This window comes from Saccharothrix sp. CB00851, assembly GCF_001905065.1.
Lineage (GTDB): Bacteria > Actinomycetota > Actinomycetes > Mycobacteriales > Pseudonocardiaceae > Actinosynnema.
On the sequence record NZ_LWLC01000017.1, the window covers coordinates 26,629 to 52,680 of the forward strand.

Genomic DNA, 26,052 nt, shown 5'->3' on the forward strand with positions numbered 1-26,052 from the left:
AACGCGCTGCCGGGGGTAAGTTGCGCTCAGGGCCCGGTGCGCGTCCGCACCGGGCCCTGAGCGTGTGTGTTGCGTACCTGGCCGGTGATCACCCGGCCCGGTTTCACTTCTTCTTGGCCGGGGCCTTCTTCGCCGCGGGCTTCGCGGCGGCGGCCGTGGTGGCCTTCGCCGTCGACGCCTTCGTCGCGGTGGCCTTCTTCGCCGCCGTGGCGGGCTTGGCCGCCGTCGCCTTGGCCGCCGTCGTCTTCGCGGCGGTGGCCTTGGTCGCGGTGCTCTTGGCGGGCGCGGCCTTGGTGGCGGTGGCGGCGGGCTTCGCCGCCGCGGCGGTCCGGCGGGTCGCCGGCGCCTTCGTGGCTGCCGCAGCGGCACGCGTCGCGGTACCGGTGCTGCGCGTCGCGCGCGCAGTGGTGGTACGCGCGGTGGTGCTGCGGGTCGCCGGCGCCTTCGTCCCGGCGGCCGGCTTGGCCGCCGCGGCCGCGGCGGGCTTGGCGGCCGTGACGCGCGGCAGCTTCTTCGTGCCGCTGATGACGTCCTTGAACGTCGAACCCGCGCGGAACGCGGGAACGTTGGTCTTCTTGACCTTCACGGTCTCACCGGTGCGCGGGTTGCGAGCGGTGCGGGCCGCACGGGCACGCTTCTCGAAGACACCGAAGCCGGTGATGTTGACCTTCTCGCCCTTGTGGACGCTGCGGACGATGACGTCGACGATGCCGTCGACAGCGGCAGCGGCGTTCTTCTTGTCGCCAAGGCGCTCGGCGAGCGCCTCGATGAGCTGGGCCTTGTTCACCTTCAGTCCCTCCCAGGACGCTCACGGCCCTAGTCGGGCCGACTGATTGCCCACGGTAAGCCCATATGCAAGGAAATACCAATCGCCACGCCAGATTTCTTGTTGTGGCGTGGGCAATTACGACCTGTCGAGGGACACCCCGGGGGCCGGAGGAGGGATCGAAGGGGCCGGATTCCCGCTGTTGGGGAGGGAATCCGGCCCCTTCGGCGTCACCCCGCGGGCAGCGGATCGGTAGTCGGCAACCAACCCTGCCTGCGCTGCTCGAACTCGGTGATGTCATCGGCGTGCCGCAGGGTCAGGGCGATGTCGTCCAATCCCTCCAGCAGCCGCCAGCGGGTGTACTCGTCGATGGTGAAGGGCGCGGTGAAGTCCTTCGCCACAACCGTGTTCGCGGTCAGGTCGACGGTGACCTCGGTGCCGGGCTCGTTCTCCAGCAGCTTCCACAGCAATTCGACATCGGACTGCTCGCACTGGGCCGCCACGAGGCCCTGCTTGCCCGCGTTGCCCCGGAAGATGTCGGCGAACCGGGACGAGATGACCACCCGGAAGCCGTAATCCATGAGCGCCCAGACGGCGTGCTCGCGGGACGACCCGGTGCCGAAGTCGGGCCCGGCGACGAGCACGCTGCCCGCCCGGAAAGGCTCCTGGTTGAGCACGAAGTGCTCGTCACCGCGCCAGGCGGCGAACAGGCCGTCCTCGAAGCCCGTGCGGGTCACGCGCTTGAGGTAGACGGCCGGGATGATCTGGTCGGTGTCCACGTTGGACCTGCGCAGCGGAACACCGACCCCGGTGTGCGTGGTGAACGCTTCCATGTTCGTAGAACTCCCTCAGACCAGGTCGGCGGGCGACGACAGGGTGCCCCGCACGGCGGTGGCGGCGGCCACGAGTGGCGAAACCAGGTGGGTGCGGCCACCCTTGCCCTGCCTGCCCTCGAAGTTGCGGTTGGAGGTCGACGCGCTGCGCTCGCCCGGCTTGAGCTGGTCCGGGTTCATGCCCAGGCACATCGAGCAGCCTGCCTGGCGCCACTCCGCGCCGGCCGCCAGGAACACCTCGTGCAGACCCTCGGACTCGGCCTGCGCACGCACCCGCATGGACCCGGGCACGACGAGCATCCGCACGCCGTCGGCCACCTTGTGGCCGCGCAGGACGTCCGCCGCCGCGCGCAGGTCCTCGATGCGGCCGTTGGTGCACGAGCCGAGGAACACGGTGTCGACGTGGATGTCGCGCAGCGGGGTGCCCGGCTCCAGCCCCATGTAGGTCAGCGCCTTCTCGGCCGCCACGCGCTCGTTCTCGTCGACGATGGTCTCCGGGTCGGGCACGGAGGCGCTCAGCGGCAGTCCCTGGCCGGGGTTGGTGCCCCAGGTGACGAACGGCGTCAGCTCGTCGGCGTCGAGGCGGACCTCGGCGTCGAACTCGGCGTCGTCGTCGGTGCGCAGCGTCTGCCAGTACTCGACCGCCGCGTCCCAGTCCGCGCCCGAAGGCGCGTGCGGGCGGCCCTTGATGTAGTCGAACGTGGTCTGGTCCGGCGCGATCATGCCCGCGCGGGCGCCCGCCTCGATCGACATGTTGCACACGGTCATGCGTGCTTCCATGGACAGCGCCTCGATGGCGCTGCCCCGGTACTCCAGGACGTAGCCCTGACCGCCACCGGTGCCGATCTTCGCGATCACCGCGAGGATGATGTCCTTCGCCGTGACGCCGGGCTTCAGCTCGCCGTCGACCGTGATGGCCATCGTCTTGAACGGCCGCAGCGGCAGCGTCTGGGTGGCCATCACGTGCTCCACCTCGGACGTGCCGATGCCGAACGCCAGCGCGCCGAACGCGCCGTGCGTGGACGTGTGGCTGTCACCGCAGACGACGGTCATGCCGGGCTGGGTCAGGCCCAGCTGCGGGCCCACCACGTGCACGATGCCCTGCTCGAAGTCGCCCATCGGGTGCAGCCGGACGCCGAACTCCGCGCAGTTCTTGCGCAGCGTCTCGACCTGCGTGCGCGAGACCGGGTCGGCGATGGGGAGCTCGATGTCGACCGTCGGGACGTTGTGGTCCTCGGTGGCGATCGTGAGGTCGGGTCGGCGGATCTGTCGGCCGGCCAGGCGCAGGCCGTCGAACGCCTGCGGACTGGTCACTTCGTGCAGCAGGTGGAGGTCGATGTAGAGCAGGTCCGGCTCCGCGCCACTGCCGTGGCGCACGACGTGTGCTTCCCACACCTTCTCCGCGAGCGTGCGGCTCATCGCAACTCTCCCAAGATCTGGACAGTCGATAGATCTGGACTTCCCAGACAGTGGGAAGTTAGTATCGGCTTGTGGGACAGCATAGCGGGATCGGCGTGCTCGACAAGGCAGTGGCTGTCTTGAACGCCGTCGCAAAGGATCCGTGTGGGCTCGCCGAGTTGTGCAACCGGACGGGCTTGCCGAGGGCTACCGCGCACCGGTTGGCGGTCGGGCTCGAGGTGCACCGGTTGCTGCGACGGGGTTCCGACGGCCGCTGGCGCCCGGGCGCGGCACTGGCGGAGTTGGCGGGCGGGGCCACCGACCCGCTGCTCGACGCGGCGTCCTCGGTGTTGCCGAGGTTGCGCGACATCACAGGCGAGAGCGTCCAGTTGTACCGGCGGGACGGGATGCAGCGGATCTGCGTGTCGTCGGCGGAACCACCGAGTGGTTTGCGCGACACCGTGCCGATCGGCGCGCGATTGCCGATGACGGCGGGTTCGGGCGCGAAGGTATTGGCCGCGTGGGCGGATCCGGGAACTCAACGCTCGGTTCTCGCCGACGCCGTTTACGGCGAGCGCACATTGTTGGAAGTGCGCCGCCGCGGTTGGGCGCAATCAGTAGCGGAACGCGAACCGGGCGTAGCCTCTGTTTCCGCCCCGGTAAGGGACAGCACGGGTTCGGTAGTGGCCGCGGTCTCCGTCTCGGGCCCGATCGACCGCATGGGCCGCCGCCCGGGCGCCCGCTGGGCCGCCGACCTCCTGGCCGCCGCCGAGGCCCTCCAGTCGCGCCTCTGACCGGATTATCGGCAGTGACCCGCCCCCGCCACGCGAAACCGGCGGGGGCGCCACCAACTCTCGACGGTGCCAACCGGCCTGGGGGTGCAGGGGAAAGCCCTCCGCTCGGGTTCCGGCAGCCGCGCCCCGATCCACATTCCACGCTTCACACGCGCGGGGGGTGCAGGGGGCGAAGCCCTCCTGCCCGGGGTCCGGGGGTTGGACCCCCGGTGTAAATGCGAAAGATCCCCGTTTCGCGTCAGCGAAACAGGGATCTCCCGGATCTGTAGCCCCGATGGGATTCGAACCCACGCTACCGCCTTGAGAGGGCGGCGTCCTAGGCCGCTAGACGACGGGGCCAGGAACTTTCATATTCACTTCATGTCCTGCTGTCCTGCGGTGCGCGGCTAGTCTAGCACACTTTCTTTCTAGCCTTGCAGCTGGGGTACCAGGACTCGAACCTAGACTAACTGAACCAGAATCAGTCGTGCTGCCAATTACACCATACCCCATTGGTTTCCCGGCTCCGGCTCCCTGTCGGTCTTGCTCAGGGGGCTGTCCGTTCCGCCGGGAGGAATACTAGACCACGGGCCCGGCGGAACGGAAATCGGGGTCACGCCGAGGCGGCCGAGAGCTCGCAGACCAGGAGTTCCGGCAGCTCAGCGAGGCTGCTGATGGCGGAGATGCCGCTGGGCAGCGCGCCCTCGCGCGGACCCTGGCGGTTCAGCCACACGCCCTTCATCCCGGCGTCGCGCGCGCCGATCGCGTCCGCGTGCAGCCGGTCGCCGATGTGCACCGTGTCACCCAGCTCGACCCCCAGGTCGGCGCACGCGGTGTCGAAGATCACCCGGTCCGGTTTCGCCGCGCCGACCTCGCCGGCGATGAGGACCGTGTCGAAGTACTGGGCCAACCCGAGCGAGGCGATCTTCACCCGCTGGTGGCGCCCTGAGGCGTTGCTCACGGCCGCCATGGGCAGACCGGTGGCCCGCAGCCACTCCAGGCACGGCACCACGTCGGGGAACAGCCGCCAGCCGGAGGCGAGGACTTCCTGCCGGTGCAGTTCCCGGCGGGTCGCCTCCTCCTGGTCCAACTCCTCGCCGAGGGCCGCGAAGAACGCCCGGGTCCGGATGTTCCGCATGGTCTCGTATTCGAGCTCGCCCGCGAGGAGGCGTTCGCAGTGCTCATCGGTGATGCGCTGCCACAGCGGCCAGGCGTCGGCGTTGCCGACCATCGCGGCCAGGGCGGCCCGGGACGACGTGCTGTAGTCGACAAGGGTGTCGTCGACGTCGAGGCACACGGCCCGGATCTCGCCGGTTCTCCGAGGGGTGAAAGTCGGGGCTGCGGTTGTCACCCCGTGAGGCTAGGTGCGGTCACCCCTCGTCCGACTCGACCAGAGAGGTGATATCTAGGGGTTCTTGCACGGTCAAGCACCGCTGAACCGCCCGAACGAACCAGTCAGATTGCCCCGAGCGCGCGGCGCAATCGCCCGATCGAGCGACTCCGACCCAGTAGTTCCATGGATTCGTAGAGTGGCGGCGAGACGGTACGGCCCGTCACGGCGACCCGCACCGGCGCGTACGCCAGGCGCGGTTTGAGGCTCAATCCGTCCACAAGAGACGCTTTCAGCGCCTTCTCGATCGCGGCGGCCGTCCACTCCGGAACCGATTCCAGGGCGCGCACGCTCGCCTCCAGCACGGGCCGGGCGTCCTCGCCGAGCGCCTTGGCCGCGGAGTCTTCCTCGGGCGCGAAGTCCTCTTCCGCCACGAACAGGAACCGCACCATCCCGGACGCCTCGGACAGCACCACCAGCCGTTCCTGCACCAGCGGCGCGACGCCCGCGAGCACCGCCACCTGCTCCGGGCTCGGGTCGGGCGGCAGCACGCCGTCCCTGACCAGGTAGTGCAGCACGCGGCTGAGGAACTCCTCGACCGGCAGCGCGCGCAGGTGCGTGGCGTTGACCGCCTCGGCCTTCTTCAGGTCGAACCGGGCCGGGTTGGGGCTGACCTTCGTCAACTCGAACGCCTCGACCAGCTCGGCGACCGAGAACACGTCGCGGTCGTCGGCGATGGACCAGCCCAGCAGCGCCAGGTAGTTCAGCAGGCCCTCGGGCACGAACCCGCGGTCGCGGTACCGGAACAGGTCCGACTGCGGGTCGCGCTTGGAGAGCTTCTTGTCGCCCTCGCCCAGCACGTGCGGCAGGTGCCCGAAGCTGGGCGTGGACGACGTGACGCCGATCCGGGTCAACGCCCGGTGCAGCGCGATCTGGCGCGGTGTCGACGGGAGCAGGCCCTCGCCGCGCAGGACGTGCGTGATGCCCATCAGGGCATCGTCCACCGGGTTCACCAACGCGTACAGCGGGTCGCCGTTGGCCCGCACCAGGACCGGGTCCGGCACGCTGCCCGCCTTGAACGTGATCTCGCCGCGCACCAGGTCGACCCACGTGATGTCCTCGTCGGGCATCTTCAGGCGCAGCACCGGTTCGCGGCCCTCGGCGCGGAGGTCGGACTTCCGCTCCTCGCTCAGGTCGCGGTCGTAGCCGTCGTAGCCGAGCTTCGGGTCCTGGCCGGCGGCCTTGCGGCGGGCCTCGACCTCGTCGGCGGTGGAGAACGACTCGTACAGCTCGCCCGCCTCGAACAGGCGCTTGGCGATGTCGTCGTGGAGGTCGCGGCGTTGGCTCTGCCGGTACGGCGCGTGCGGACCGCCGACCTCGGGGCCCTCGTCCCAGTCGAGACCGAGCCACCGCAGGGCTTCCAGCAGCTGGAGGTAGGACCCCTCGGAGTCGCGAGCCGCGTCGGTGTCCTCGATCCGCAGCACCACCGCGCCGCCGGTGTGGCGTGCGTAAGCCCAGTTGAACAGGGCGGTCCGCAGGAGTCCCACGTGCGGGGTGCCGGTGGGCGAGGGGCAGAAGCGGACGCGGACCTCTGCTGATGCGCTCATGACCCGATCAGCGTATCGGGCTTGACCGGGGCCGCACGCCGGAGCATCCTGAGGTAATTCAACTGGTGTTGAAAACTGGAGGGGTGACTCATGGACAGGACTGGCGTCGTGGTCGTCGGGGGCGGCCCGGCGGGCATGGTGGCGGCATTGTTGCTGGCCAGGGCCGGTGTCGAGGTGACCGTCCTGGAGAAGCACGGGGACTTCCTGCGCGACTTCCGCGGTGACACGGTGCACGCGTCGACGCTGACGCTGCTGGACGAGCTGGGCCTGGGGCCGTCGTTCGCCGAGGTGCCGCACCAGCTCGTGGACAAGGTGCAGGTGCTGCTGGACAGCGGCCCGCAGACGATGGGCGACCTCACCCGGCTCCCCGGGCCGCACAAGCACATCGCGTTCGTGCCGCAGTGGGACTTCCTGGACCTGCTCGCCGACGCGGGCAAGCGCGAGCCGACGTTCACCCTGCGGATGAACACCGAGTTCACCGGCCTGCTCCGCAGCGGCGGCAAGGTGACCGGCGTCCGCTACCGCACGCCCGGCGGCGGGACCGGCGAGCTGGCGGCCGACCTGGTGATCGCGGCCGACGGGCGGCGTTCGCTGGTGCGCGAGCAGCTCGGGCTGCCGGTGCACGAGTTCGGCGCACCGATGGACGTGTGGTGGTTCCGGCTGCCGCGCGACCCCGGCGAGCTCAGCGGCGCCACCGGGCGGTTCACCCAGGGCCAGGCCATGGTGCTGATCCCCCGGGGCGACTACTTCCAATGCGCGTACCTCATCCGCAAGGGCACCGACGAGCTGCTGCGTGCGGAGGGGATCGCCGCGTTCCGGCAGCGGGTGGTGAAGCTGGTGCCGTGGCTGGCGGAGCGGATGGAGACCGTCGAGTCGCTGGACGACGTGAAGCTGCTGGACGTGAAGCTCGACCGCCTGCGGCGCTGGCACGCCGACGGCGCGCTGTGCATCGGTGACGCGGCGCACGCCATGTCACCCATCGGCGGCGTCGGCATCAACCTGGCGGTGCAGGACGCGGTGGCCGCCGCGACGCTCGTCGCCGCACCGCTGCGCCGCGGTCGGTTGGGCCCGGAGGTGCTGGCGAAGGTGCGGCGCAGGCGGTGGCTGCCCACGGCGGTGACCCAGGCGATCCAGCGGCGGATCCAGGACTCGTTCCTCAAGCCGACGCTCACCGGCACGGCGAACGCCGCGCCGGGGCGTCCGCCGCTGCCGGTCCGGCTGATGGCGCGGTTCCCGTGGCTGCAAGGGGTGCCCGCGTACCTGGTGGCGATCGGGCTGCGGCCCGAGCACGCGCCGGAGTTCGCCCGGCGCGCGCCCGAGCGCATCGAGCGGAGCTGACGCGTCAGCGGTTGGTGACGGTGTTCGTCAGCGTGCCCAGACCTTCGACGGTCACCGAGACGGTCTGCCCGGCGGTCAGCGGGCCGACGCCGGCGGGCGTGCCGGTGAGGATCACGTCCAGCGGTCGCAGGGTCATCACCGACGAGATGTACTCGATCAGCTCCGGGATGCCGTGCAGCAGCAGCGAGGTCCGCGAGTCCTGCTTGACCACGCCGTCCACCTCGGTGCGGATGGCCACGTCGGACGGGTCGAACTCGGTCTCCACCCACGGTCCCAGCGGGCAGAACGTGTCGAAGCCCTTGGCCCGCGTCCACTGCCCGTCCGCCTTCTGCAGGTCGCGCGCGGTGACGTCGTTGGCGATCGTGTAGCCGAGGACCGACTGGCGGGCGCGGGAGGCGGGGATGTCCCGCCCGCCGACGCCGACGACCACGGCCAGTTCACCCTCGAAGTCCACCCGTTCGGAGACGGCGGGCAGCTTGATGTCCGCGTTCGGCCCGATCACCGCGGTGTTGGGCTTGAGGAACATCAGCGGTTCCGCGGGTACCTCGTTGCCGAGCTCGGCGGCGTGCTCGGCGTAGTTGCGGCCGATGGCCACGATCTTGGGCGGCAGGAACGGCGCCAGCAGGCGCACGTCGGCCAGCGGCCAGCGGCGACCGGTGAACGTCGGGTTGGCGAAGGGGTCGTCGGCGATCTCGACCGCGGTGAGGTCGTCGCCGTCACCTTCGATCGCGGCGAAGGCCAGGCCGTCGGGTTGGGCGATACGGGCAATGCGCACGGCAATCACCCTAACCGGCGGCTTGAAACCCCACCGTCCATCCCTAGCGTCAAAGGGATGCGAACCCTGCTGCTCGTACTCACCCTGCTCGTCGCCACGGCCGCACCCGCCGCGGCGACCACGTCGGCCCTGCCCACCCCGCTGGAAGCCGGCACGACCCTCTACACGTCGAGCGGTGCGCGTTGCGCCAACGGCTTCAACGTGCGCGGCCACCTGCTCATCTCGCCGTCCTGCGGCACGCTCGGCACGGTGGTCCGCGGACCGAACATGGTCGACATAGGCCCGGTCGTCGCCGTGCGGTCGACCTACCTCGTCGTCCGCATAACGAACACCGCCGCCTGGGTCCAGCGGCCCACCATCGCCGGGTACGCCGGCAGCGCCATCACCGGTTCGCTCGAGACCCCGGTCGGCGGACAGGTGTGCGCGGTGGGCCGCACCACCGGCTGGCGGTGCGGCACCGTGCAGGCCAAGAACGTGACCGTGAACTACCCGGGCGGGATCGTCTACGGCCTCACGCGGACGAACGTGTGCACCGAGCCCGGCGACCAGTGGGCGCCCATCTTCACCGGGTCGCAGGCCCAGGGGCACTCGCTCGGCGGCAGCGGCAACTGCTCGGTCGGCGGCTCGTCCTTCTTCTACCCGCTCAACCGGATCCTGGCCGCCGAGAGGCTCACGCTCGTGACGGGGTGACCCGCAGCGCCTTGTGCACCAGCGCGTCGCACAGGGCGAGCCAGCTGGCCTCGACGATGTTGCCGTGCACGCCGACGGTGGTCCACTCGCGCTCGCCGTCGGTGGACTCCACCAGCACGCGGGTGACGGCGTCGGTGCCGTGGTGGTCGGTGAGGATGCGCACCTTGTAGTCGTTCAGCTCCACCGCGTCCAACCACGACAGGTGGGGCAGGAGCGCCTTGCGCAGCGCGGCGTCCAGCGCGTGCACCGGGCCGTTGCCCTCGGCGGTCGCGATGACGCGCTCACCGGCCACGTGCACCTTCACCGTCGCCTCGGACACGATGGTGCCGTCCTGGTGGTGGTCGAGCACGACGCGGTACGACTCGAGCACGAACGGTGGCGCGTCCAGATCGGACAGCTCGGCCTTGAGGAGCAGTTCCAGGGAGGCGTCGGCGGCCTCGAACGACCAGCCGCCCGCCTCCAGCTCCTTGACCTTGCGCACCACGTTGGTGAGCGCTTCGGGCCGGCGGGTCAGGTCGATCCCGAACTCACGTCCCTTGAGTTCGAGACTGGCCCGACCCGCCATCTCGGTGACCAGCACCCGCATGTCGTTGCCGACGGTGTCCGGGTCGATGTGGTTGTACAGCTCCGGATCCACCTTGATCGCGCTCGCGTGCAGCCCCGCCTTGTGGGCGAAGGCCGACGACCCGACGTAGGCCTGGTGGGTGTCGGGTGCGATGTTCGCGATCTCGGCCAGCGCATGGGAGACCCGGGTGAGCTCGGCCAGCGATTCGGCGGGTAGCACCCGCAGGCCGAGTTTGGTCACGAGGTTCCCGACGACGGCGAACAGGTCCGCGTTGCCCGCTCGCTCGCCGTAGCCGTTCGCGGTGCACTGGACGTGGGTCGCCCCCGCCTGCACCGCGGCGATGGTGTTGGCCACCGCGCAGGACGTGTCGTCCTGGCAGTGGATGCCGACGCGGAAGCCCGTGCGGGCGATGACGTCGGCGACGGTCTCGGCCAGGCCCAGGGGCAGCTGGCCGCCGTTGGTGTCGCACAGCACGACGACGTCCGCGCCACCCTCCACCGCGGACTCCAGCACGCGCAGGGCGGTGTCCGGGTCGAACGCGAAGCCGTCGAAGAAGTGCTCGGCGTCCAGGAACACCCGGCGGCCCTCGCCCACCAGGAACGCGACCGTGTCCCGGACCATCGCGCAGTTCTCCGCCACGTCGGTGCGCAGTGCCCGTTCGATGTGCCTGCGGTCGGACTTGGCGACCAGCGTCACGACCGGCGTCTGCGCGTCCAGCAGGGCCCTGACCTGCGCGTCCTGCTCCACTTTGACGCCCGCCTTGCGGGTCGAGCCGAACGCGACCAACTGCGCGTGCTTGAGCGTGAGCTCCCCCGCCGCGGCCCTGGCGAAGAACTCGGTGTCCTTCGGCATGGCGCCCGGCCAACCACCCTCGATGAAGCCGACGCCCAGCGAGTCGAGCAGGCGGGCGACGGCCAGCTTGTCGTTGACCGAGTAGGAGATGCCCTCGCGCTGGGCACCGTCCCGCAAGGTCGTGTCGAAGACGTGGAATGAATCGCCGAGGGGGGTCACGAGGGGGCTCCTAGGGGATCTTGGAAAACAAAAAGACCCCCCGCAGGATGCGAGAGGTCGGCGCGTCGGGTGCTTCGAGGAGCACTACCCGACGCGCTGGTCAATAATGATCACGGTGTGGAGAGCCACGTCAGCGATGGTGCCACAACCCGTCCGCGGATACCAAGCCGCGGACGGGTCGTCTCACACTATGGGTGGACGCTATCGACCAAGAACCTGGCGAACGCCTCGATCGCGGCCGGGTTGCGCGGGCTCTCCACCAGGGCCGCGTAGGGCAGCACGAAGAACCTCTTGTGCTTGATCGCGGGCACGTCGGCGAGCGGCGGGTAGGACTGCAGGAACGCCCGCTTCTCGTCCGGGGTGGTCGCCTCGCCGTCGGCGTAGTCGTTGATCAGCACGACGTCCGGCGCGCGGTCCACGACGGCCTCCCAGCCGACCGTGGTCCAGCTGTCGTCCAGGTCGCCGAAGATGTTGTCGCCGCCCGCCTTGCCGATGATGTCGTGCGGCGCGGCGTTGCGGCCGGAGGTGAACGGCTGGTCGAGGCCGCTGTCGTAGAGGAACACCTTCGGTCGGTACGGCCTGACGAGCGCTTCGGCCGCCGCGACCTGCTCCCGGTAGCCCGCGATCAGCTCCTCGGCCTTGTCCCGCACGCCGAAGATGTCGCCGAGGTTGCGCAGGTCGGTGTAGAGGGCGTCCAACGGCGGCATGATGCCGCGCTGCTTGCCCACGCCGTTGCGGCACGCCTCGGTGAGCTGGTAGGTGGCGATGCCGAGGTCGGCCAGGGCGTCCGGGGTGAACCCGGTCGGCTCGGAGAAGCCGTAGTTCCAGCCGGCGAACACGAGGTCGGCACCGGCGCCCTGGACGAGTTCCTTGGTGATCTGCTCGCCGAGGTTCGGCACGCGTTCGAAGTCCGCTTTCCACGGTGAGGAGTCGACGTCCTTCGCCTGCCCGCCGCCGATCACGTAGCCGGCCATCCGGTCGCCCAGACCGAGCGCGAACATGAGTTCCGCGATGCCGGTGTCGTTGGTGACCACACGGGACGGTTTCGCGTACGCGACCTGCCGGCCGCAATTGGTGACGGTGACCGTGTCCGCGGCGGCGGTCGGTGCGATGTGCGCGCCACAGCCCGTCGTGAGCAGGACGGCGAGGGCGACGAGCTTCTTCACTCGGTCTCCTGGTGTTCGAAGAGCAGCTGGGGGACTCCGCTGGTGGGGTGGCGCACGACGTGGGCGCGGACGTGGAAGACGTCGCGCAGCACTTCAGGGGTGAGCACTTCCTCGGGCTTGCCGCTGCGCACCACGCGGCCGTGGTCCAGCACGTGCAGGCGGTCGCAGTGGGCGGCGGCGAGGTTGAGGTCGTGCAGCACCGCGAGGACGGTCACGCCCAGGCTCCGGACCAGCGCGAGGACCGCCAGCTGGTGGCTGATGTCGAGGTGGTTGGTGGGTTCGTCCAGGACGAGCACCTTGGGCTGCTGGGCGAGGGCGCGGGCGATGAGGACGCGTTGGCGCTCGCCGCCGGACAGGCTCAGGAAGCCGCGGTGCGCCAGGTGGGCGGCGTCCACTCGCGACAGTGCCTCGGCCACCACTTCGTCGTCGTGGGCGGGGGTGGTCCGGTGCGGCAGCCGTCCCATGGCGACGACCTCGGTGACGGTGAAGTCGAACTCGACGTGGCTGTCCTGGGTGAGCGCGGCCAGGTCCACGGCGGTGTCGCGGATCTTCGACCGCGTGATGTCGCGGCCGTCGAGGAGGACCACTCCCCCGGACGGTGCGAGCGCCCGGTACACGCAGCGCAGCGTGGTGGACTTGCCGCTGCCGTTGGGGCCGACGATGCCGTGGACCTCGTTCGCGGGAGCGTGCAGGTCGATGCCGTGCAGGATGCCCGCGACGGTCAGGTCTTGGAGTCGGACGTCCATCAGCGACCACCGAACACGTAACCGCGGCGGCGCATCAGCAGGATGAAGCACGGCACGCCGAGCGCGGCCGTGATGACGCCCAGGGGCAGTTCCTCGGGTGCGGCGAGCAGGCGTGCGGCGACGTCCACCCAGATGAGGAAGCAGGCACCGGCGAGGGGCGCCACGGCGAGCACCTTGCGGTGGTCCGCGCCGACCACGAGGCGGACCAGGTGCGGCAGCATGAGGCCGACGAACCCGACCGCGCCGCTGACCGCGACCAGCACGCCGGTCATGGCGGCCGTGACGCCGAACAGCGCCTTGCGGGTGCGGGAGACGTCGATGCCGAGGGTGGTGGCCGTCTCGTCGCCCAGGGAGAGGGCGTTGAGGTGCTTCGCGCGGGTGCGGAGGTAGACCACGCCCGCCGCGGTGACGGCGGCGGCGATCGGCAGCGACGTCCAGGTGACCCCGCCGAGGCTGCCGAGCAGCCAGAACATCGCGGCACGTGCGGCCTCACCCCGTGGCGACTGGAAGACCAGCAGCATGGCGACGGCGGAGAAGCCGTAGGCCAGGGCGGTGCCGGTGAGGACCAGGCGCAGCGGGGTGAGGCCGCCGCCCGTGACGACGTAGACCAGGGCCATCGCGGCGAGGGCGGCCAGGAACGCGGCCGTGGAGAGCGCGTAGATGCCGAGCGAGGCGAACAGGCCCGTGGTGACGACCGCGGTGGCGCCGACGCTCGCGCCGGAGGAGATGCCCAGCACGTACGGGTCGGCGAGGGCGTTGCGGACCATGGCCTGGATGGCGACGCCGACCACGGACAGGCCCGCGCCGACGACGGCGGCGAGCAGGACGCGGGGCAGGCGGATGTCCCAGACGATCCGGTAGGGGCCCGCTTCGGCGGCGTCGATCGTGCCGCCGGTGAGCGCGGCGGCGAGGAAGCGGACGACGTCGTCGAACGGGATGCGCACCGGTCCCAGCGCGACGCCGGCCACGACCGAGGCGGCCAGGACGGCGGTGAGGGCCAGACACAGGCCCGCGGTGGGTGGGCGGCGCGGTGTCGGCGGCGGTGTGCGCACCGGGGCGGGGGTGGAGGTCACCGGTCGCCTTTCGGACGGGTGGCCCAGACCGGCCACCCGCACCCGCACGTGGCGGGCCGGCGCACCCGTCCCGCAGACCACGGCAGGAGGTGGAGCTTCTTCCCACCGCCCGCGGGTGATCGGGCTCGCCGAGCGTGCTGCTCGGCCTACCGTTGCGGGTCAGCGCCGGACTTCGACCGGACTTCCCCCACGGGCGGCTCTCGCGACCTTACGACCCGTGACGCGCTCAGGGCCACCACGACTTCGCCGTGGTGGCCCTGATCACTACTACCCGCGAGTCGAACGCTCGCGTCCCGCGTGTCGAACGCTCGCGTACCCCGAGTTCAACGCTCAGGTCCGCTCACCCGGGTCCTGAGCGTTGAACTCGGGGGTCCTGAAGGTTCGACACGCGGGACCTGGAGGTTCGACTCGCGCGGCGGTTCAGGCGGTGCGGACGTTGGAGGAGACGAGGGCGGCCAGGCGGTCGCCCACCGCGTAGGTCGCGCCCGGCGACGAGTGGTCGCGGGTGGCCAGGTCGAACGCCACCGACGCCTCGATCCGCCGGGCCGCCTCGGACTCGCCGAGGTGGTCCAGCATCAGGGCGACGGAGAGGACCGCCGCCGTCGGGTCGGCGATGCCCTGGCCCGCGATGTCCGGCGCGCTGCCGTGCACCGGCTCGAACATGCTCGGGTTGCGCCGCGTCACGTCCAGGTTGCCCGACGCCGCCAGCCCGATGCCGCCGGTCACGGCCGCCGCCAGGTCGGTCAGGATGTCGCCGAACAGGTTGTCTGTCACGATCACGTCGTACCGGCCCGGGTCGGTGACCAGGTGGATCGTCGCCGCGTCCACGTGCTGGTAGGCCACCGTCACGTCCGGGTGCTGCAACGACACCTCCTCCACCACGCGCGACCACAACGACCCGGCGTGCGTGAGCACGTTGGTCTTGTGCACGAGCGTGAGGTGCTTGCGCGGCCGGTTCGCGGCACGGGCGAACGCGTCGCGCACCACCCGCTCCACGCCGAACGACGTGTTGATCGACACCTCGGTCGCGATCTCGTGCGGCGTGTCCTTCCGCAAGAGCCCGCCGTTGCCGGCGTACAGGCCCTCCGTGCCCTCGCGCACCACCACCATGTCGATCTCGGGCGGATCGGCGATCGGGCTGCGCACGCCGGGGTAGAGCCGGGCCGGGCGCAGGTTCACGTGGTGGTCGAGCTCGAACCGGAGCCGCAGCAACAGGCCGCGTTCCAGGATTCCGCTCGGCACCGACGGGTCGCCCACGGCACCGAGCAGGATCGCGTCGTGCTGGCGGAGTTCCCCGAGCACGGACTCCGGCAGCAACTCACCTGTGGCGTGCCAGCGCGCCGCGCCGAGGTCGTAGCGGGTGATCTCAGCCGCTGGAACGACCTCACCGAGCACCTTCAGGGCCTCGGCGACGACCTCGGGCCCGATCCCGTCTCCTGGGATCACTGCGAGCCGCATCCACACACCTCCCAGGTATCAGTCCCATTGCGCGGGACTAGTTTCCATTGCGAAAGGCTACCGGTCCGAGGCGGTGAAACCGCACTCGGAACACCCCTCCGTGGCCACATCTCCCGGACTGCGGGACACCCGAACGGTTCAGTGCCCCCGATCGGGCGTCACCCAACACGCGTAAACGGCTCTGGCCGGCCGGGGCAGTCCCCGACCGGCCAGAGCGGTGCACGAACGATCAGGCCACCGAGCGGACGGCCGGGCTCACCGTCGACGGCGCCCGCACCTTCACCACGTCCGCCTTGTCACCCGTGGCGTTGTGGTGGTGCAGGACCAGCAGGCTGTCCGAACCGTCGACCGCGATGGCGTCGGCGTTCCGGTTGACCACCAGCGCGGTCGCCGGACGCGCCTGGTAGGACAGCGCGGCGTCGCCACCGCCCTGCACCCACAGGCCCGGCTTGAGCGGGTCGAACGACAGCGCGTTCGGGATCGAGTCGATCAGGCCGTTGGACGTGCCCGGTGCCACGTAGAAACCGGCCACACCGACCTGGTAGCTGATCCGCGAGGTGTCCGCCGACGCGTCGATGCCCAGCGCCGACAGCAGCACCGGCAGGACCACCACGTTCGTGTCGAACACGTTCGTGTCGACGTCGCCGAACTGGCCGTTGACGCCCTGCAGGTCGACCGTGGCGCCGGTGCTCAGGTCCACCGTGGCCGCGACCAGCAGGTCGGTGTCGGTCAGCTTGGTCGCGTAGACCTCGTAGTCGAACGTGCCGTCACCGTTGGTGTCGATGTCGATGAACGGGATGGTGTTGCTGCCCAGGTTGTACCAGTTGCCCCAGGTCGCGACACCGAACGCGAGCATCGCGTCCTGCGGGTTGCCCTGCGCCTTCGCCAGCGGCGCGGTCGAGGCGACGCCGACGTACCGCAGGTCACCACCCTTGGCGGTGTTGTTCAGCACGCAGTTGGTGGTGACGTTGCGGCGGCACTCCGCCAGCTGCGGCGAGGACGCCTGCAGCTCGAGCACGCTCACCAGCGACCGGTAAGCGCCCTGGTTGACGCCCCGGCCGGTCAGGTTGAGCACGCCCTGGCCCTTGCCGTTCACCCGCACGTTGTTGGCCACGTTGATGTCGGCCACCGGCTTCGGCGCCGAGTACACGGGCACCCGCAGCGCCACCGACGAACCGGCCGTCGGCGTGAGCACGACCCGGCCCGACGCGTCGGCCAGGTACTGGCGCGGCACGTCGAGGTGGTTCGCCTCGATGGTCGGGTCGACCGTCTTGCGCAGCGCCGCCGGGTCGTCGATCTTCAGCGTCACGGTGACGCGGGCGATGCCGCGCGGGCTGAGCCGCACGGTGTTCGCGGACAGCTCGTAGCGCACGCCCGGGATCTCGGTCAGCGCCTCGTAACCCACTGTGTAGTCCACCCACTTGGTGGACTTGTTGACCACCTTGATGGTCTTGGTGAGGCTGACCGGCCCGGCCACCTCGACCGTGCCGAAGGACGCCGACACCGAGCCCGGGTCGTCCTGCACGTAGGCGAGGACCTGGTTCTCGACCGCGGCCTTGCCGTCGACGCGGCCGGCGCCGACGCGGTTGGGCGCGTAGGTCTTGCCACCGGCCTTCACGTCGTGACCGGCGGTGTTCATGACCGCGGCCTTGACCTCTTCCGGCGTCCAGTCCGGGTGGACCTGGCGCACCAGCGCCGCGACACCGGAGATGTGCGGCGCGGCCATCGACGTGCCGGAGTTGACCATCGTCTTGTTGCCCGAGCCGACCAGCGCCGAGGCGATGGAGTCACCGGGGGCGGCCACGTCCGGCTTCACGACCGGGCCGCGCACGCCGCGCGAGGTGAACGAGCTCGGGGTGTCGCTGATGGACTGGTCGTACGTGGGCAGCGAGGTGCGCAGGTCACCCGCCTGGCGGAGGGTCAGCGTGCCCGCGGCGAGCACCGGGCGCAGGGCCGCGGTCGCCGAGCCGGTCAGCTGGAACACCGGGATCGCCGCGTTGCCCGCGATGCCGGCGTTGAAGTGCTCCAGGTTCGAGGTGAACACGGCGCCGACGGCACCTGCGGCGGTGGCGTTGTCGGCCCGGCCGATGGAGCCGCAGCGACGCGTGGCGTCGTTGTCGTCCCACTCCAGCCACACCATCTTGCCCGCGACGGCGGCCTTGTCCGCGGCCGAGAACGGCAGGCAGCCGTCCTTGTTGGCCGCGTCGCCCATCGCCACGACCGGCGCGGTGACGTCCGCGCCCTCGTAGTTGAAGTTCACGCTGTACTGACCCGGCTTCTTGCCCGCCGAACCGGCGGGCGCCGTCACCTCGGCCGCGTCGCGCAGCACGTACGCGTCACGGGTGCTGGCCACGGTCAGCGCCTCGGGGGTGCTGCCCGGCGAGCCGCCGATGTCGTACAGGTCGCCGCCGTTGCCCGCCGAGAACACGGTGAGCACACCGGAGGCGTTGAGCTTGCGCACGAACAGGCTGTCCGGGTCGTCCGGGGCGCCGTAGTCCGAGCCGAGCGACAGGTTCACCACGTCGAGGTGGTCGGAGAAGTCGCCGTCGCCGTCGGGGTCGAGCGACCAGTCCAGGGCCTGCGCGGTGACGTTGGTCGAGCCGTCGCAGCCGAACACCTTCAGCGCGTAGAGCAGGGCCTTCGGCGCGGTGCCGGGGCCGATGCGCATCCCGTCCAGCGCCTCGGGGGTGAGCTTGGTGTAGTCGCCCTCGAAGGTGCTGCCGTCGGCGTTGACGCCGAAGCCCGCCGCGGTGCCGGCGACGTGCGAGCCGTGGCCGTTGCAGTCGAGCGGGTTCGGGTCCGGCTTCGGGGTGTTCAGCGCCGGGTCGTCGCTGCCGCCGTCGTAGGCGTTGCCGACGAAGTCGTAGCCGCCGACCACCTTGGCGGTCGGGAAGTACGAGGCGTCGACCTTGGTCTCGTCGATCGCCTGGAACGCCTCGATGGTGCCGGGGCCCGCGAAGTCGCTGTGGGTGTAGTCGATGCCCGTGTCGATGATGCCGATGCGGGTGTCGTCACCGAGCTTGCCGTACTCCTGCCACGCCTTGAGCGTGTTCGTCAGCTGCACGGCGGTGGAGTTCTGGCGGGACTTCGGCACCACCGTGCGCACGGACTTCACGTCCGGGCGCTGGGCCAGCTCGCGCACCTTGGCCGCGTCGGCCTGGACGACCACGCCCGGCACGCCGTTGGCGGTGCGGAACAGCTCCTTGGTGGCGGAGTCCTTGACCTTCAGGGCGCCCACGACCAGGTCGGTGATCCGGCCCGCGTCGTTCTTGGTCGCCTTGGCGGCGTCCTTGGCCTGCTGCTTGGTCGCGCCCTGGCTGGTCTTCTCGGCGAACGTGTCGACGGCCGGCTTGGCCTCCAGCTCCACGAACGCGGTGACCCTGCCCTTGGCGGCCGTCAGCCGGTCGGACACCTTCAACTGCAACTTGCCGGCATCCAGCCCGCGCGCGTTCGCGACGGACGGTGCCAGCGGATCTTCCGCGGCCAGCGCGGTACCGGCGGTGGACCCGGCGACGAGTATCGCGGCCAGCACCGGTACGGCAGATCTGGCGACAACGCGAGATCGGCTCACAACGTGCCCCAAGCGAGGTCGGATTCGACCGGGCAGGCAGCGTCGTCCAGTGGGGGAAGGGAACTGCCCGCGTGGTGCCGTGCCCTCTACGGCACCGGGTCAACCTCGTGGGAGGAACCTAATCGCTCGGTCGAGCTGATCAGTTAGCCCAGACGAGTGACGGCAACCACAGTTTTGACGACTAACGGTTAACTGTGACGCCGCCGAGACCTGCGGCGATATACATCGACGGGTCTCGGCGGCGTTACTCCGTTTCGGGGACTTCCGATCAGTCGAAGTTGACCGAGCGCACCGTGCGCGCACCGACGGCCGCGCCGATCGGATCGAGCACCGCGGTGTCCACCGGGCGGTCCACGCGCAGCAGCATGAACGCGTCCGCGCCGTCCTTGGTCTGGCTGATCTGGGCGGCCTCGACGTTCACGCCCGCCTCGCCGAGCAGCGTGCCGACGGTGCCCATCACGCCCGGCCGGTCCGGGTACTCCAGCAGCAGCACGTTGCCCTCGGCGCGCAGGTCGAAGCCGCGGCCGTTGATGCCGACCAGCTTCTCCACCTGGTCCAGACCCGTCAGGGTGCCGGACACCGTGATGACCGCGCCGTCGGCCTGCACCGCGCGCACCGTGACCAGGCTGCGGTGGTTGGCGCTCTCCGGCTCCTTGACCAGGTCGACGCTCACGCCGAGCGAGTTCGCCAGCGCCGGGGCGTTGACGAAGGTGACCTGCTCCTCGACCACGCTGGAGAACACGCCGCGCAGCGCGGCCAGCGGCAGCACCGCGACGTCCTCGCTGGACAGCTCGCCGCGCACCTCGACCGAGACCGCCGTCGGCGCCTTCGCGCTCAGCGCCGCGACCACCGTGCCCAGCTTCTGCACCAGCGGCAGGTAGGGGCGGACCTCCTCGCCGACCACGCCGCCGCCCTGCACGTTCACCGCGTCCGGCACGAAGTCGCCCGCCAGGGCCAGCAGCACCGACTTGGCCACGTCCGTGCCCGCCCGGTCCTGCGCCTCGCTCGTGGAGGCGCCCAGGTGCGGGGTGACGACGACGTTCGGCAGGCCGAACAGCGGGCTCTCGGTGGTGGGCTCGGTGGAGAACACGTCGATGCCCGCGCCGCCGACCTGGCCCTCCTTCACGGCCTCGGCCAGCGCCTCCTCGTCGATCAGACCACCGCGGGCGGCGTTGACGATGATCACGCCGCGCTTGGCCTTGGCCAGCTGCTCGGCGCCGATCAGGCCCTTGGTCTCCGGGGTCTTCGGCAGGTGGATCGAGATGAAGTCGGCGCGCTCCAGCAGCTCTTCCAGCGTGACCAGCTCGATGCCGAGCTGCGCGGCGCGGGCGGCGCTGACGTACGGGTCGTAGGCGACGAGCGTGGTGCCGAAGGCGGCGATGCGCGCGGCGAACAGCTGGCCGATCTTGCCCAGGCCGACCACGCCGACGGTCTTGCCCTGGACCTCGACGCCGTTGAACTTGCTGCGCTTCCACTCGTGGTTCTGCAGCGTGGTGTGCGCGGCCGGGATCTGGCGCGCGGTGGCCAGCAGCAGGGCGACCGCGTGCTCGGCGGCGCTGACGATGTTCGAGGTGGGCGCGTTGACGACCATGACGCCGCGCTCGGTGGCGGCGGGCACCTCGACGTTGTCCAGCCCGACGCCCGCGCGGGCGACGACCTTGAGCTTGGTGGTGGCCTTGAAGACCTCGGCGTCGACCTTGGTGGCGGAGCGGACCAGGAGGGCGTCGGCGACGGCGACGGCTTCGAGCAGCGCGGGACGGTCGGTACCGTCGACGTGGCGCACCTCGATGCCATCACCGAAGACGTCGAGAACGGACGGTGCGAGCTTCTCGGCGATGAGGACAACGGGCTTGGTCACGGACGTCGCTCCCGGTGGTGTGAACGGGTGGGGAGCGCGGGGCCGTCGAGCAGGTCGTCACCCGCGCCGGCCGGCCACGGCAATGTGTCCGGGTTGTTAACGAGCATAGTCAGCGCCCACCCGGTGCTCGCCACCCGGGTGCCCTGTTTCACCTGCTGGAACGCGGTACGCGCGTCCTACATGGACCCCGCCGGTTCCGACCTGAGCGTTGAACTCGGGGGTCCTGAACGTAGGACACACGCGACCTGAACGTAGGACTCGCGCGCGTGTCCTACGTTCGGAACGCGCATGTCCTACGTTCAGGTCGCGCGAGTTGAGCGTTCCGGTGTGGTCAGACGCCGATCCGGCGGGCGATGGCGGCCAGGCGGTCGTCGCGCACCAAGGGCTTCGCCACGCCGTACACGTCCAGGCTGCCCGTCTCGTCGTAGCTGTTCGCGGCCCACTCGGCGTCGAGGTCGCCGCCCTCGGCCAACTCCCGCCAGCGGCGCACGTGCCAGCCCTGGTCGGGGCGGAACCCCGGGCTGCTCGCCACCCGCGCACCCTGCTCGGCCTTGCGCCGCAGGTCGGCCCGGCTGCGCAACGGCGCGTGCAGGCAGGAGATGTCCTCGACGTCCTCGTGCGGACCGTCGTGCCCGGACACACCGTGGTTGCCGGGGTGCACCTCGATCGTCGGCACCGCGCGCGAGATGCACTTGGGCGGGTACTGCATCTCGATGAACCCGATCTGCTGCGACGTGACCAGCTCCATCGTGCGGTCGACGGGCCCGACCGCGCGCTCGACGCGCCGGTTCATGCGCAGCAAACCCTGGCTCGCGTTGCGCTCGCGCCCGCGCTCCTGGACGAAGTTCACCACGGGGCACCGCAGGACGTCCGCCTCGGTCGCGGCCAGCCGGGACCGCAGGTCGCCGTCGGCGTGCCAGAACTCGTCGGCGTCGATCACCAGGACCCAGTCCGCGCCCCGCTCCACGGCCTCGCGCGCCAGCGCCGTGGTCACCTCGGACTGCCGGTACTCGCCGTCGTCACGGGTCCACCGGACCCGGCCGGTGGTGCGGCTCATGCCGCGCAGGATCCGCCCCGTCCCGTCGGACGAGCCGTTGTCCACCACGAGCACCTCGTCCACGCCGATGGACAGGTGGTGCCCCAGCATCGTGGCCAGGATGTCGTCCTCGTCGCGCACCATCGCGACGCCGACCACCTTCACGGTCCCGCACCCCCGTCACACCGCCGACCAGACGGGCGGCAGCATAACCAGTGGCGCGGGCTGCAGGTCCCGAACCGCGGGTCACCAGGGTTCGTCGAACTCGCCGTCCTTGACGCCGAGGATGAACGCCTCCCACTCGGCGGGCGTGAAGACCAGCACCGGGCCGTCAGGGTGGGCCGAGTTGCGCATCGCCGTGTAGGTCACGCCGTCGGTGTGCTCGACGAACGCGATCTCGACGTGCTCCTCCTCGTCCTCGGCGCCCTCGTCGCTGCGGATCCACTCGGCTCCGCTGAGGTCGAGGTTGCCCCGGACGTGGGCCTTGTCGTCGTAGATCGGCGCGCTGTCGGTCATGGGCCCTAGGTATACCGGGGCCCGCGGTCGAAACCGCGGGCCCCGGCGAAAAAGCGCCCGATCTTACGCCGTTTCGGTGATGGGGCGGTCGACCCAGGACATCAGGCCGCGCAGCTTCTTGCCGACCTCCTCGATCGGGTGCTGCTCGCCCTCCTGCTGCAGCTTCTTGTAGTTGCCGCGGCCGGCGTCGTCCTCGTTCACCCACTCGGTGGCGAACGTGCCGTCCTGGATCTCGCCCAGGATCTTGCGCATCTCCTCCTTGACCGCGGGGGTGACCACGCGCGGGCCCCGGGTCAGGTCGCCGTACTCGGCGGTGTCGGAGATCGAGTAGCGCATGCGGGCGATGCCGCCCTCGTACATGAGGTCCACGATGAGCTTGAGCTCGTGCAGGCACTCGAAGTAGGCGACCTCGGGCGCGTAACCGGCCTCGGTCAGCACCTCGAAACCGGCCTGCACCAGCGCGGACGCACCACCGCAGAGGACGGCCTGCTCACCGAACAGGTCGGTCTCGGTCTCCTCCTTGAACGTCGTCTTGATGACGCCCGCGCGCGTGCCGCCGATGCCCTTGGCGTAGGACAGCGCCAGCGCCTGCGCGTTGCCCGAGGCGTCCTGCTCGACCGCGATCAGCGCGGGCACGCCCTTGCCGTCCACGAACTGGCGGCGGACCAGGTGGCCCGGGCCCTTCGGCGCGACCATGGCGACGTCCACGTTGGACGGCACGGTGATCAGGCCGTAGCGGATGTTGAAGCCGTGGCCGAAGAAGACCGCGTCGCCGTCCTTCAGGTTCGGCGCGATGTCGTTGGCGTAGATGTGCCGCTGCGCGGTGTCCGGCGCCAGGATCATGATCAGGTCGGCCTCGGCCGAGACCTCGGCGGGGGTGCCGACGGGCAGGCCCTCCTCCTCGGCCTTGGCGCGGGACTTGGAGCCCTCGGGGAGGCCGATCCGGACGTCGACGCCGGAGTCGCGCAGGCTCAGCGCGTGCGCGTGGCCCTGGCTGCCGTAGCCGATGACCGCGACCTTGCGCCCCTGGATGATGCTCAGGTCGGCATCGTCGTCGTAGAAGATCTCGACGCTCACTGGTGGTACTTCCTTCCTCGGAACTGGAACATCAGCGCACCGCGGTCGCGGTGATGGAGCGGGCGCCACGGCCGATGGCGACCATGCCGGACTGGACGATCTCGCGGAGCCCGTAGGGCTCCAGCATCCGCAGCAGCGCGTCGAGCTTCTCAGACGTGCCGGTGGCCTCGACGGTGACCGCCTCCGGGGAGACGTCGACGACCTTCGCGCGGAAGAGCTGCACCGTCTCCAGGACCTGGCTGCGCACCGTCGCGTCGGCGCGCACCTTGACGAGCAGGAGCTGCCGCTGGACCGACGCGGTGGACTCCAGCTCCACGATCTTGATGACGTTGATGAGCTTGTTGAGCTGCTTGGTGACCTGCTCCAGCGGCAGCTCGTCGACCGAGACGACGATGGTCATCCGGGAGATGTCGGGGTGCTCGGTGCGGCCGACGGCCAGCGACTCGATGTTGAACCCGCGGCGCGAGAACAGGCCCGCCACACGCGCGAGGACACCGGGCTTGTCCTCGACCAGAACGCTCAGGGTGTGCCTAGTCATCGTCACTCGTCCTCGTCGTTGCGATCCACGCCCGCCCGGGCGCTGTCCTCGGCCATCACTCGTCCTCGTCGAACAGCGGGCGGATGCCCCGCGCGGCCATGATCTCGCTGTTGCCGGTGCCCGCGGCCACCATCGGCCAGACCTGGGCGTCCTTGCCGACCACGAAGTCGATGACGACCGGCCGGTCGTTGATCTCCATGGCCTGCTGGATGACCGCGTCGACCTCCTCGCGGGACTCGGCGCGCAGCCCCGCGCAGCCCATCGCCTCGGCGAGCAGCTTGAAGTCGGGGATGCGGTGCTTGTGCGTGCCCAGGTCGGTGCTGGAGTAGCGCTCGCCGTAGAACAGGGTCTGCCACTGGCGGACCATGCCCAGGTTGCCGTTGTTGATGACGGCGACCTTGATCGGGATGCCTTCGATGGCGCAGGTGGCCAGCTCCTGGTTGGTCATCTGGAAGCAGCCGTCGCCGTCGATCGCCCACACCTGGACGTCCGGCACGCCCGCCTTCGCGCCCATCGCCGCGGGCACCGCGTAGCCCATCGTGCCCAGGCCGCCGGAGTTGATCCACGTGCGCGGGCGCTCGTACTTGACGAACTGGGCCGCCCACATCTGGTGCTGGCCGACGCCCGCGGTGAACAGGGTGTCGGGCGGGGTCAGCGCGCCGATCCGCTCGATCACGTACTGCGGCGACAGCGTGCCGTCCTCGGGCCAGTCGTAGCCCAGCGGGAACGTCTCGCGCAGCGCGTTGAGCTGGTCCCACCACGGGGCGAGGTCGACCGTGCGGGCCGCGTTCTCCTTCTCCGTGCGGACCGCGTCGACCAGGTCCCGGATGATCTCCTTGCAGTCGCCGACGATCGGCACGTCCGCGCGGCGGTTCTTCGAGATCTCCGCCGGGTCGATGTCGGCGTGCACGACCTGCGCGTCCGGCGCGAACGTGGACAGCTGGCCGGTGACCCGGTCGTCGAACCGCGCGCCGAGGGCGATCAGCAGGTCCGACTTCTGCATCGCGGCGACCGCCGAGACCGTGCCGTGCATGCCGGGCATGCCCAGGTGCTGCGGGTGCGAGTCGGGGAACGCGCCGCGGGCCATCAGCGTGGTCACCACCGGGATGCCGGTGGACTCGGCCAGCTCCAGCAGCTCGGCCGACGCCTCGGCCTTGATCACGCCGCCACCGACGTAGAGGACGGGGCGACGGGCCGCGGCGATCAGCTTCGCGGCCTCGCGCACCTGCTTGCCGTGCGGCCGGGTCGTCGGCCGGTAACCGGGCAGGCGCAGTTCCGGCGGCCAGGAGAACGAGGTCATCTCCTGCAGCACGTCCTTGGGGATGTCCACCAGGACGGGGCCGGGTCGACCCGTCGCGGCCAGGTGGAACGCCTCGGCGATCGCGCGCGGGATGTCCGCGGCGTCGGTGATGAGGAAGTTGTGCTTGGTGATCGGCATCGTGATGCCGCAGATGTCGGCTTCCTGGAACGCGTCGGTGCCGATCAGCGGCCGGGACTGCTGGCCGGTGATGGCGACCACCGGGACGGAGTCCATGTTGGCGTCCGCCAGCGGGGTGACGAGGTTCGTCGCGCCGGGCCCCGAGGTCGCCATGCAGACGCCGACCTTGCCGGTGGCCTGGGCGTACCCGGTGGCGGCGTGGCCCGCGCCCTGCTCGTGGCGGACCAGGACGTGGCGCACCTTGGTGGAGTCGAGGAGGGGGTCGTAGGCAGGCAGGATCGTGCCGCCGGGAATGCCGAAGACCACCTCGCAGCCCACTGCCTCCAGCGAGCGGACGAGGGACTGGGCACCGGTCACGCGGATGGGAGCGCCGCTCGGCGGGGCCGGTTTCGGCCGCGGTCCAGGGCGGGGCGACGACGACTCTCCGGGAGCCGGTCGCGAGGTTGCGCTGGTCATCTGTCTGCCTCGTGGGTAAGGAGAATGCACGGT

21 protein-coding genes and 2 tRNA genes are annotated in these 26,052 nt (G+C 70.5%); 3 read left to right on the forward strand and 20 right to left on the reverse strand.

The window, feature by feature from the left end:
* Positions 1–103 precede the first annotated feature (103 nt).
* The 3 genes from A6A25_RS18085 to leuC form a co-directional block, all read right to left on the reverse strand.
* The gene (locus A6A25_RS18085) at positions 104–787 is read right to left on the reverse strand and encodes an HU family DNA-binding protein (protein ID WP_073891609.1); all 684 of its coding nucleotides are present in this window, start codon (positions 785–787) and stop codon (positions 104–106) included.
* Positions 788–996: 209 nt separating this feature from the next.
* Positions 997–1,599: a 3-isopropylmalate dehydratase small subunit gene (gene leuD, locus A6A25_RS18090; protein ID WP_073891611.1), complete on the reverse strand. Its 603-nt coding sequence runs from the start codon at positions 1,597–1,599 to the stop codon at positions 997–999.
* Positions 1,600–1,614: 15 nt separating this feature from the next.
* Entirely contained in the window at positions 1,615–3,018 is a 1,404-nt protein-coding gene (gene leuC / locus A6A25_RS18095) for a 3-isopropylmalate dehydratase large subunit (RefSeq protein WP_073891613.1), read from the reverse strand.
* 71 nt (positions 3,019–3,089) lie between these two features.
* Between leuC and A6A25_RS18100 the strand changes: the two genes are divergently transcribed.
* Positions 3,090–3,791, forward strand: coding sequence for an IclR family transcriptional regulator (locus A6A25_RS18100; RefSeq protein ID WP_053723084.1), 702 nt, complete (start codon positions 3,090–3,092; stop codon positions 3,789–3,791).
* Between the two features lie 266 nt (positions 3,792–4,057).
* Here A6A25_RS18100 and A6A25_RS18105 read toward each other — a convergent pair.
* The 4 genes from A6A25_RS18105 to gltX all read right to left on the reverse strand — a co-directional run bounded on the left by A6A25_RS18105 (position 4,058) and on the right by gltX (position 6,707).
* Positions 4,058–4,130, reverse strand: a tRNA-Glu gene (locus tag A6A25_RS18105).
* Between the two features lie 80 nt (positions 4,131–4,210).
* A tRNA-Gln gene (locus tag A6A25_RS18110) sits at positions 4,211–4,282 on the reverse strand.
* A gap of 101 nt (positions 4,283–4,383) precedes the next feature.
* The gene (locus A6A25_RS18115; protein ID WP_241828772.1) at positions 4,384–5,121 is read right to left on the reverse strand and encodes an HAD family hydrolase; all 738 of its coding nucleotides are present in this window, start codon (positions 5,119–5,121) and stop codon (positions 4,384–4,386) included.
* Between the two features lie 104 nt (positions 5,122–5,225).
* Positions 5,226–6,707 (reverse strand): glutamate--tRNA ligase, encoded by a 1,482-nt coding sequence (gltX, locus tag A6A25_RS18120; RefSeq protein WP_073891617.1) that lies wholly within the window; start codon positions 6,705–6,707, stop codon positions 5,226–5,228.
* A gap of 90 nt (positions 6,708–6,797) precedes the next feature.
* Between gltX and A6A25_RS18125 the strand changes: the two genes are divergently transcribed.
* Complete coding sequence (locus tag A6A25_RS18125; RefSeq protein WP_073891619.1) at positions 6,798–8,045, forward strand: FAD-dependent oxidoreductase; 1,248 nt, start codon at positions 6,798–6,800, stop codon at positions 8,043–8,045.
* 4 nt (positions 8,046–8,049) lie between these two features.
* Here the strand turns inward: A6A25_RS18125 and A6A25_RS18130 are convergent, their stop codons facing one another.
* Positions 8,050–8,820, reverse strand: coding sequence for a fumarylacetoacetate hydrolase family protein (locus A6A25_RS18130; protein ID WP_073891621.1), 771 nt, complete (start codon positions 8,818–8,820; stop codon positions 8,050–8,052).
* A 57-nt stretch (positions 8,821–8,877) separates the two neighbouring features.
* On the opposite strand from A6A25_RS18130, the gene A6A25_RS18135 reads away from it, so the two are divergent.
* On the forward strand, positions 8,878–9,510 hold the full coding sequence (locus A6A25_RS18135; protein ID WP_073891623.1) for a S1 family peptidase: 633 nt from the start codon (positions 8,878–8,880) through the stop codon (positions 9,508–9,510).
* Here A6A25_RS18135 and cimA read toward each other — a convergent pair.
* From cimA to A6A25_RS18195, 12 genes are all read right to left on the reverse strand, one after another.
* The gene (cimA, locus tag A6A25_RS18140; protein WP_073891625.1) at positions 9,491–11,086 is read right to left on the reverse strand and encodes a citramalate synthase; all 1,596 of its coding nucleotides are present in this window, start codon (positions 11,084–11,086) and stop codon (positions 9,491–9,493) included. The two genes, A6A25_RS18135 and cimA, sit on opposite strands and share 20 nt — an antisense overlap.
* A 188-nt stretch (positions 11,087–11,274) precedes the next feature.
* Positions 11,275–12,252 (reverse strand): ABC transporter substrate-binding protein, encoded by a 978-nt coding sequence (locus tag A6A25_RS18145; RefSeq protein ID WP_073891627.1) that lies wholly within the window; start codon positions 12,250–12,252, stop codon positions 11,275–11,277.
* Positions 12,249–12,998 carry an ABC transporter ATP-binding protein gene (locus A6A25_RS18150; RefSeq protein ID WP_073891629.1) on the reverse strand — a complete coding sequence of 250 codons (750 nt, stop codon included), beginning with the start codon at positions 12,996–12,998 and terminating at the stop codon, positions 12,249–12,251. The genes A6A25_RS18145 and A6A25_RS18150 overlap by 4 nt, the downstream gene beginning before the upstream one ends.
* Entirely contained in the window at positions 12,998–14,071 is a 1,074-nt protein-coding gene (locus tag A6A25_RS18155) for a FecCD family ABC transporter permease (RefSeq protein ID WP_073891781.1), read from the reverse strand. Before A6A25_RS18155 ends, A6A25_RS18150 begins: the two co-directional genes overlap by 1 nt.
* A 420-nt stretch (positions 14,072–14,491) precedes the next feature.
* Positions 14,492–15,529 carry a 3-isopropylmalate dehydrogenase gene (locus A6A25_RS18160; RefSeq protein ID WP_073891631.1) on the reverse strand — a complete coding sequence of 346 codons (1,038 nt, stop codon included), beginning with the start codon at positions 15,527–15,529 and terminating at the stop codon, positions 14,492–14,494.
* A 229-nt stretch (positions 15,530–15,758) separates the two neighbouring features.
* Entirely contained in the window at positions 15,759–19,100 is a 3,342-nt protein-coding gene (locus tag A6A25_RS18165) for a S8 family serine peptidase (protein WP_083668437.1), read from the reverse strand.
* A gap of 268 nt (positions 19,101–19,368) precedes the next feature.
* Entirely contained in the window at positions 19,369–20,958 is a 1,590-nt protein-coding gene (gene serA, locus A6A25_RS18170) for a phosphoglycerate dehydrogenase (protein ID WP_073891633.1), read from the reverse strand.
* A gap of 331 nt (positions 20,959–21,289) precedes the next feature.
* Entirely contained in the window at positions 21,290–22,159 is an 870-nt protein-coding gene (locus tag A6A25_RS18175; RefSeq protein WP_073891635.1) for a glycosyltransferase family 2 protein, read from the reverse strand.
* Positions 22,160–22,240: 81 nt separating this feature from the next.
* Entirely contained in the window at positions 22,241–22,510 is a 270-nt protein-coding gene (locus A6A25_RS18180) for a DUF397 domain-containing protein (protein WP_073891637.1), read from the reverse strand.
* 63 nt (positions 22,511–22,573) lie between these two features.
* Positions 22,574–23,587, reverse strand: a complete 1,014-nt coding sequence (ilvC, locus tag A6A25_RS18185; RefSeq protein ID WP_073891639.1) for a ketol-acid reductoisomerase — start codon at positions 23,585–23,587, stop codon at positions 22,574–22,576.
* 31 nt (positions 23,588–23,618) lie between these two features.
* Positions 23,619–24,125, reverse strand: coding sequence for an acetolactate synthase small subunit (ilvN, locus tag A6A25_RS18190; RefSeq protein ID WP_073891785.1), 507 nt, complete (start codon positions 24,123–24,125; stop codon positions 23,619–23,621).
* 55 nt (positions 24,126–24,180) lie between these two features.
* On the reverse strand, positions 24,181–26,019 hold the full coding sequence (locus tag A6A25_RS18195; RefSeq protein WP_073891640.1) for an acetolactate synthase large subunit: 1,839 nt from the start codon (positions 26,017–26,019) through the stop codon (positions 24,181–24,183).
* Between the last annotated feature and the right edge of the window lie 33 nt (positions 26,020–26,052).

Excerpts from the sequence above, each read along its gene's own strand:
- leuD (WP_073891611.1), bottom strand. The coding sequence starts at position 1,599 with ATGGAAGCGTTCACCACGCACACCGGGGTCGGTGTTCCGCTGCGCAGG.
- leuC (WP_073891613.1), bottom strand. The coding sequence starts at position 3,018 with ATGAGCCGCACGCTCGCGGAGAAGGTGTGGGAAGCACACGTCGTGCGC.
- gltX (WP_073891617.1), bottom strand. The coding sequence starts at position 6,707 with ATGAGCGCATCAGCAGAGGTCCGCGTCCGCTTCTGCCCCTCGCCCACC.
- A6A25_RS18125 (WP_073891619.1), top strand. The coding sequence starts at position 6,798 with ATGGACAGGACTGGCGTCGTGGTCGTCGGGGGCGGCCCGGCGGGCATG.
- A6A25_RS18135 (WP_073891623.1), top strand. The coding sequence starts at position 8,878 with ATGCGAACCCTGCTGCTCGTACTCACCCTGCTCGTCGCCACGGCCGCA.
- A6A25_RS18150 (WP_073891629.1), bottom strand. The coding sequence starts at position 12,998 with ATGGACGTCCGACTCCAAGACCTGACCGTCGCGGGCATCCTGCACGGC.
- A6A25_RS18160 (WP_073891631.1), bottom strand. The coding sequence starts at position 15,529 with ATGCGGCTCGCAGTGATCCCAGGAGACGGGATCGGGCCCGAGGTCGTC.
- A6A25_RS18180 (WP_073891637.1), bottom strand. The coding sequence starts at position 22,510 with ATGACCGACAGCGCGCCGATCTACGACGACAAGGCCCACGTCCGGGGC.
- ilvN (WP_073891785.1), bottom strand. The coding sequence starts at position 24,125 with ATGACTAGGCACACCCTGAGCGTTCTGGTCGAGGACAAGCCCGGTGTC.
- A6A25_RS18195 (WP_073891640.1), bottom strand. The coding sequence starts at position 26,019 with ATGACCAGCGCAACCTCGCGACCGGCTCCCGGAGAGTCGTCGTCGCCC.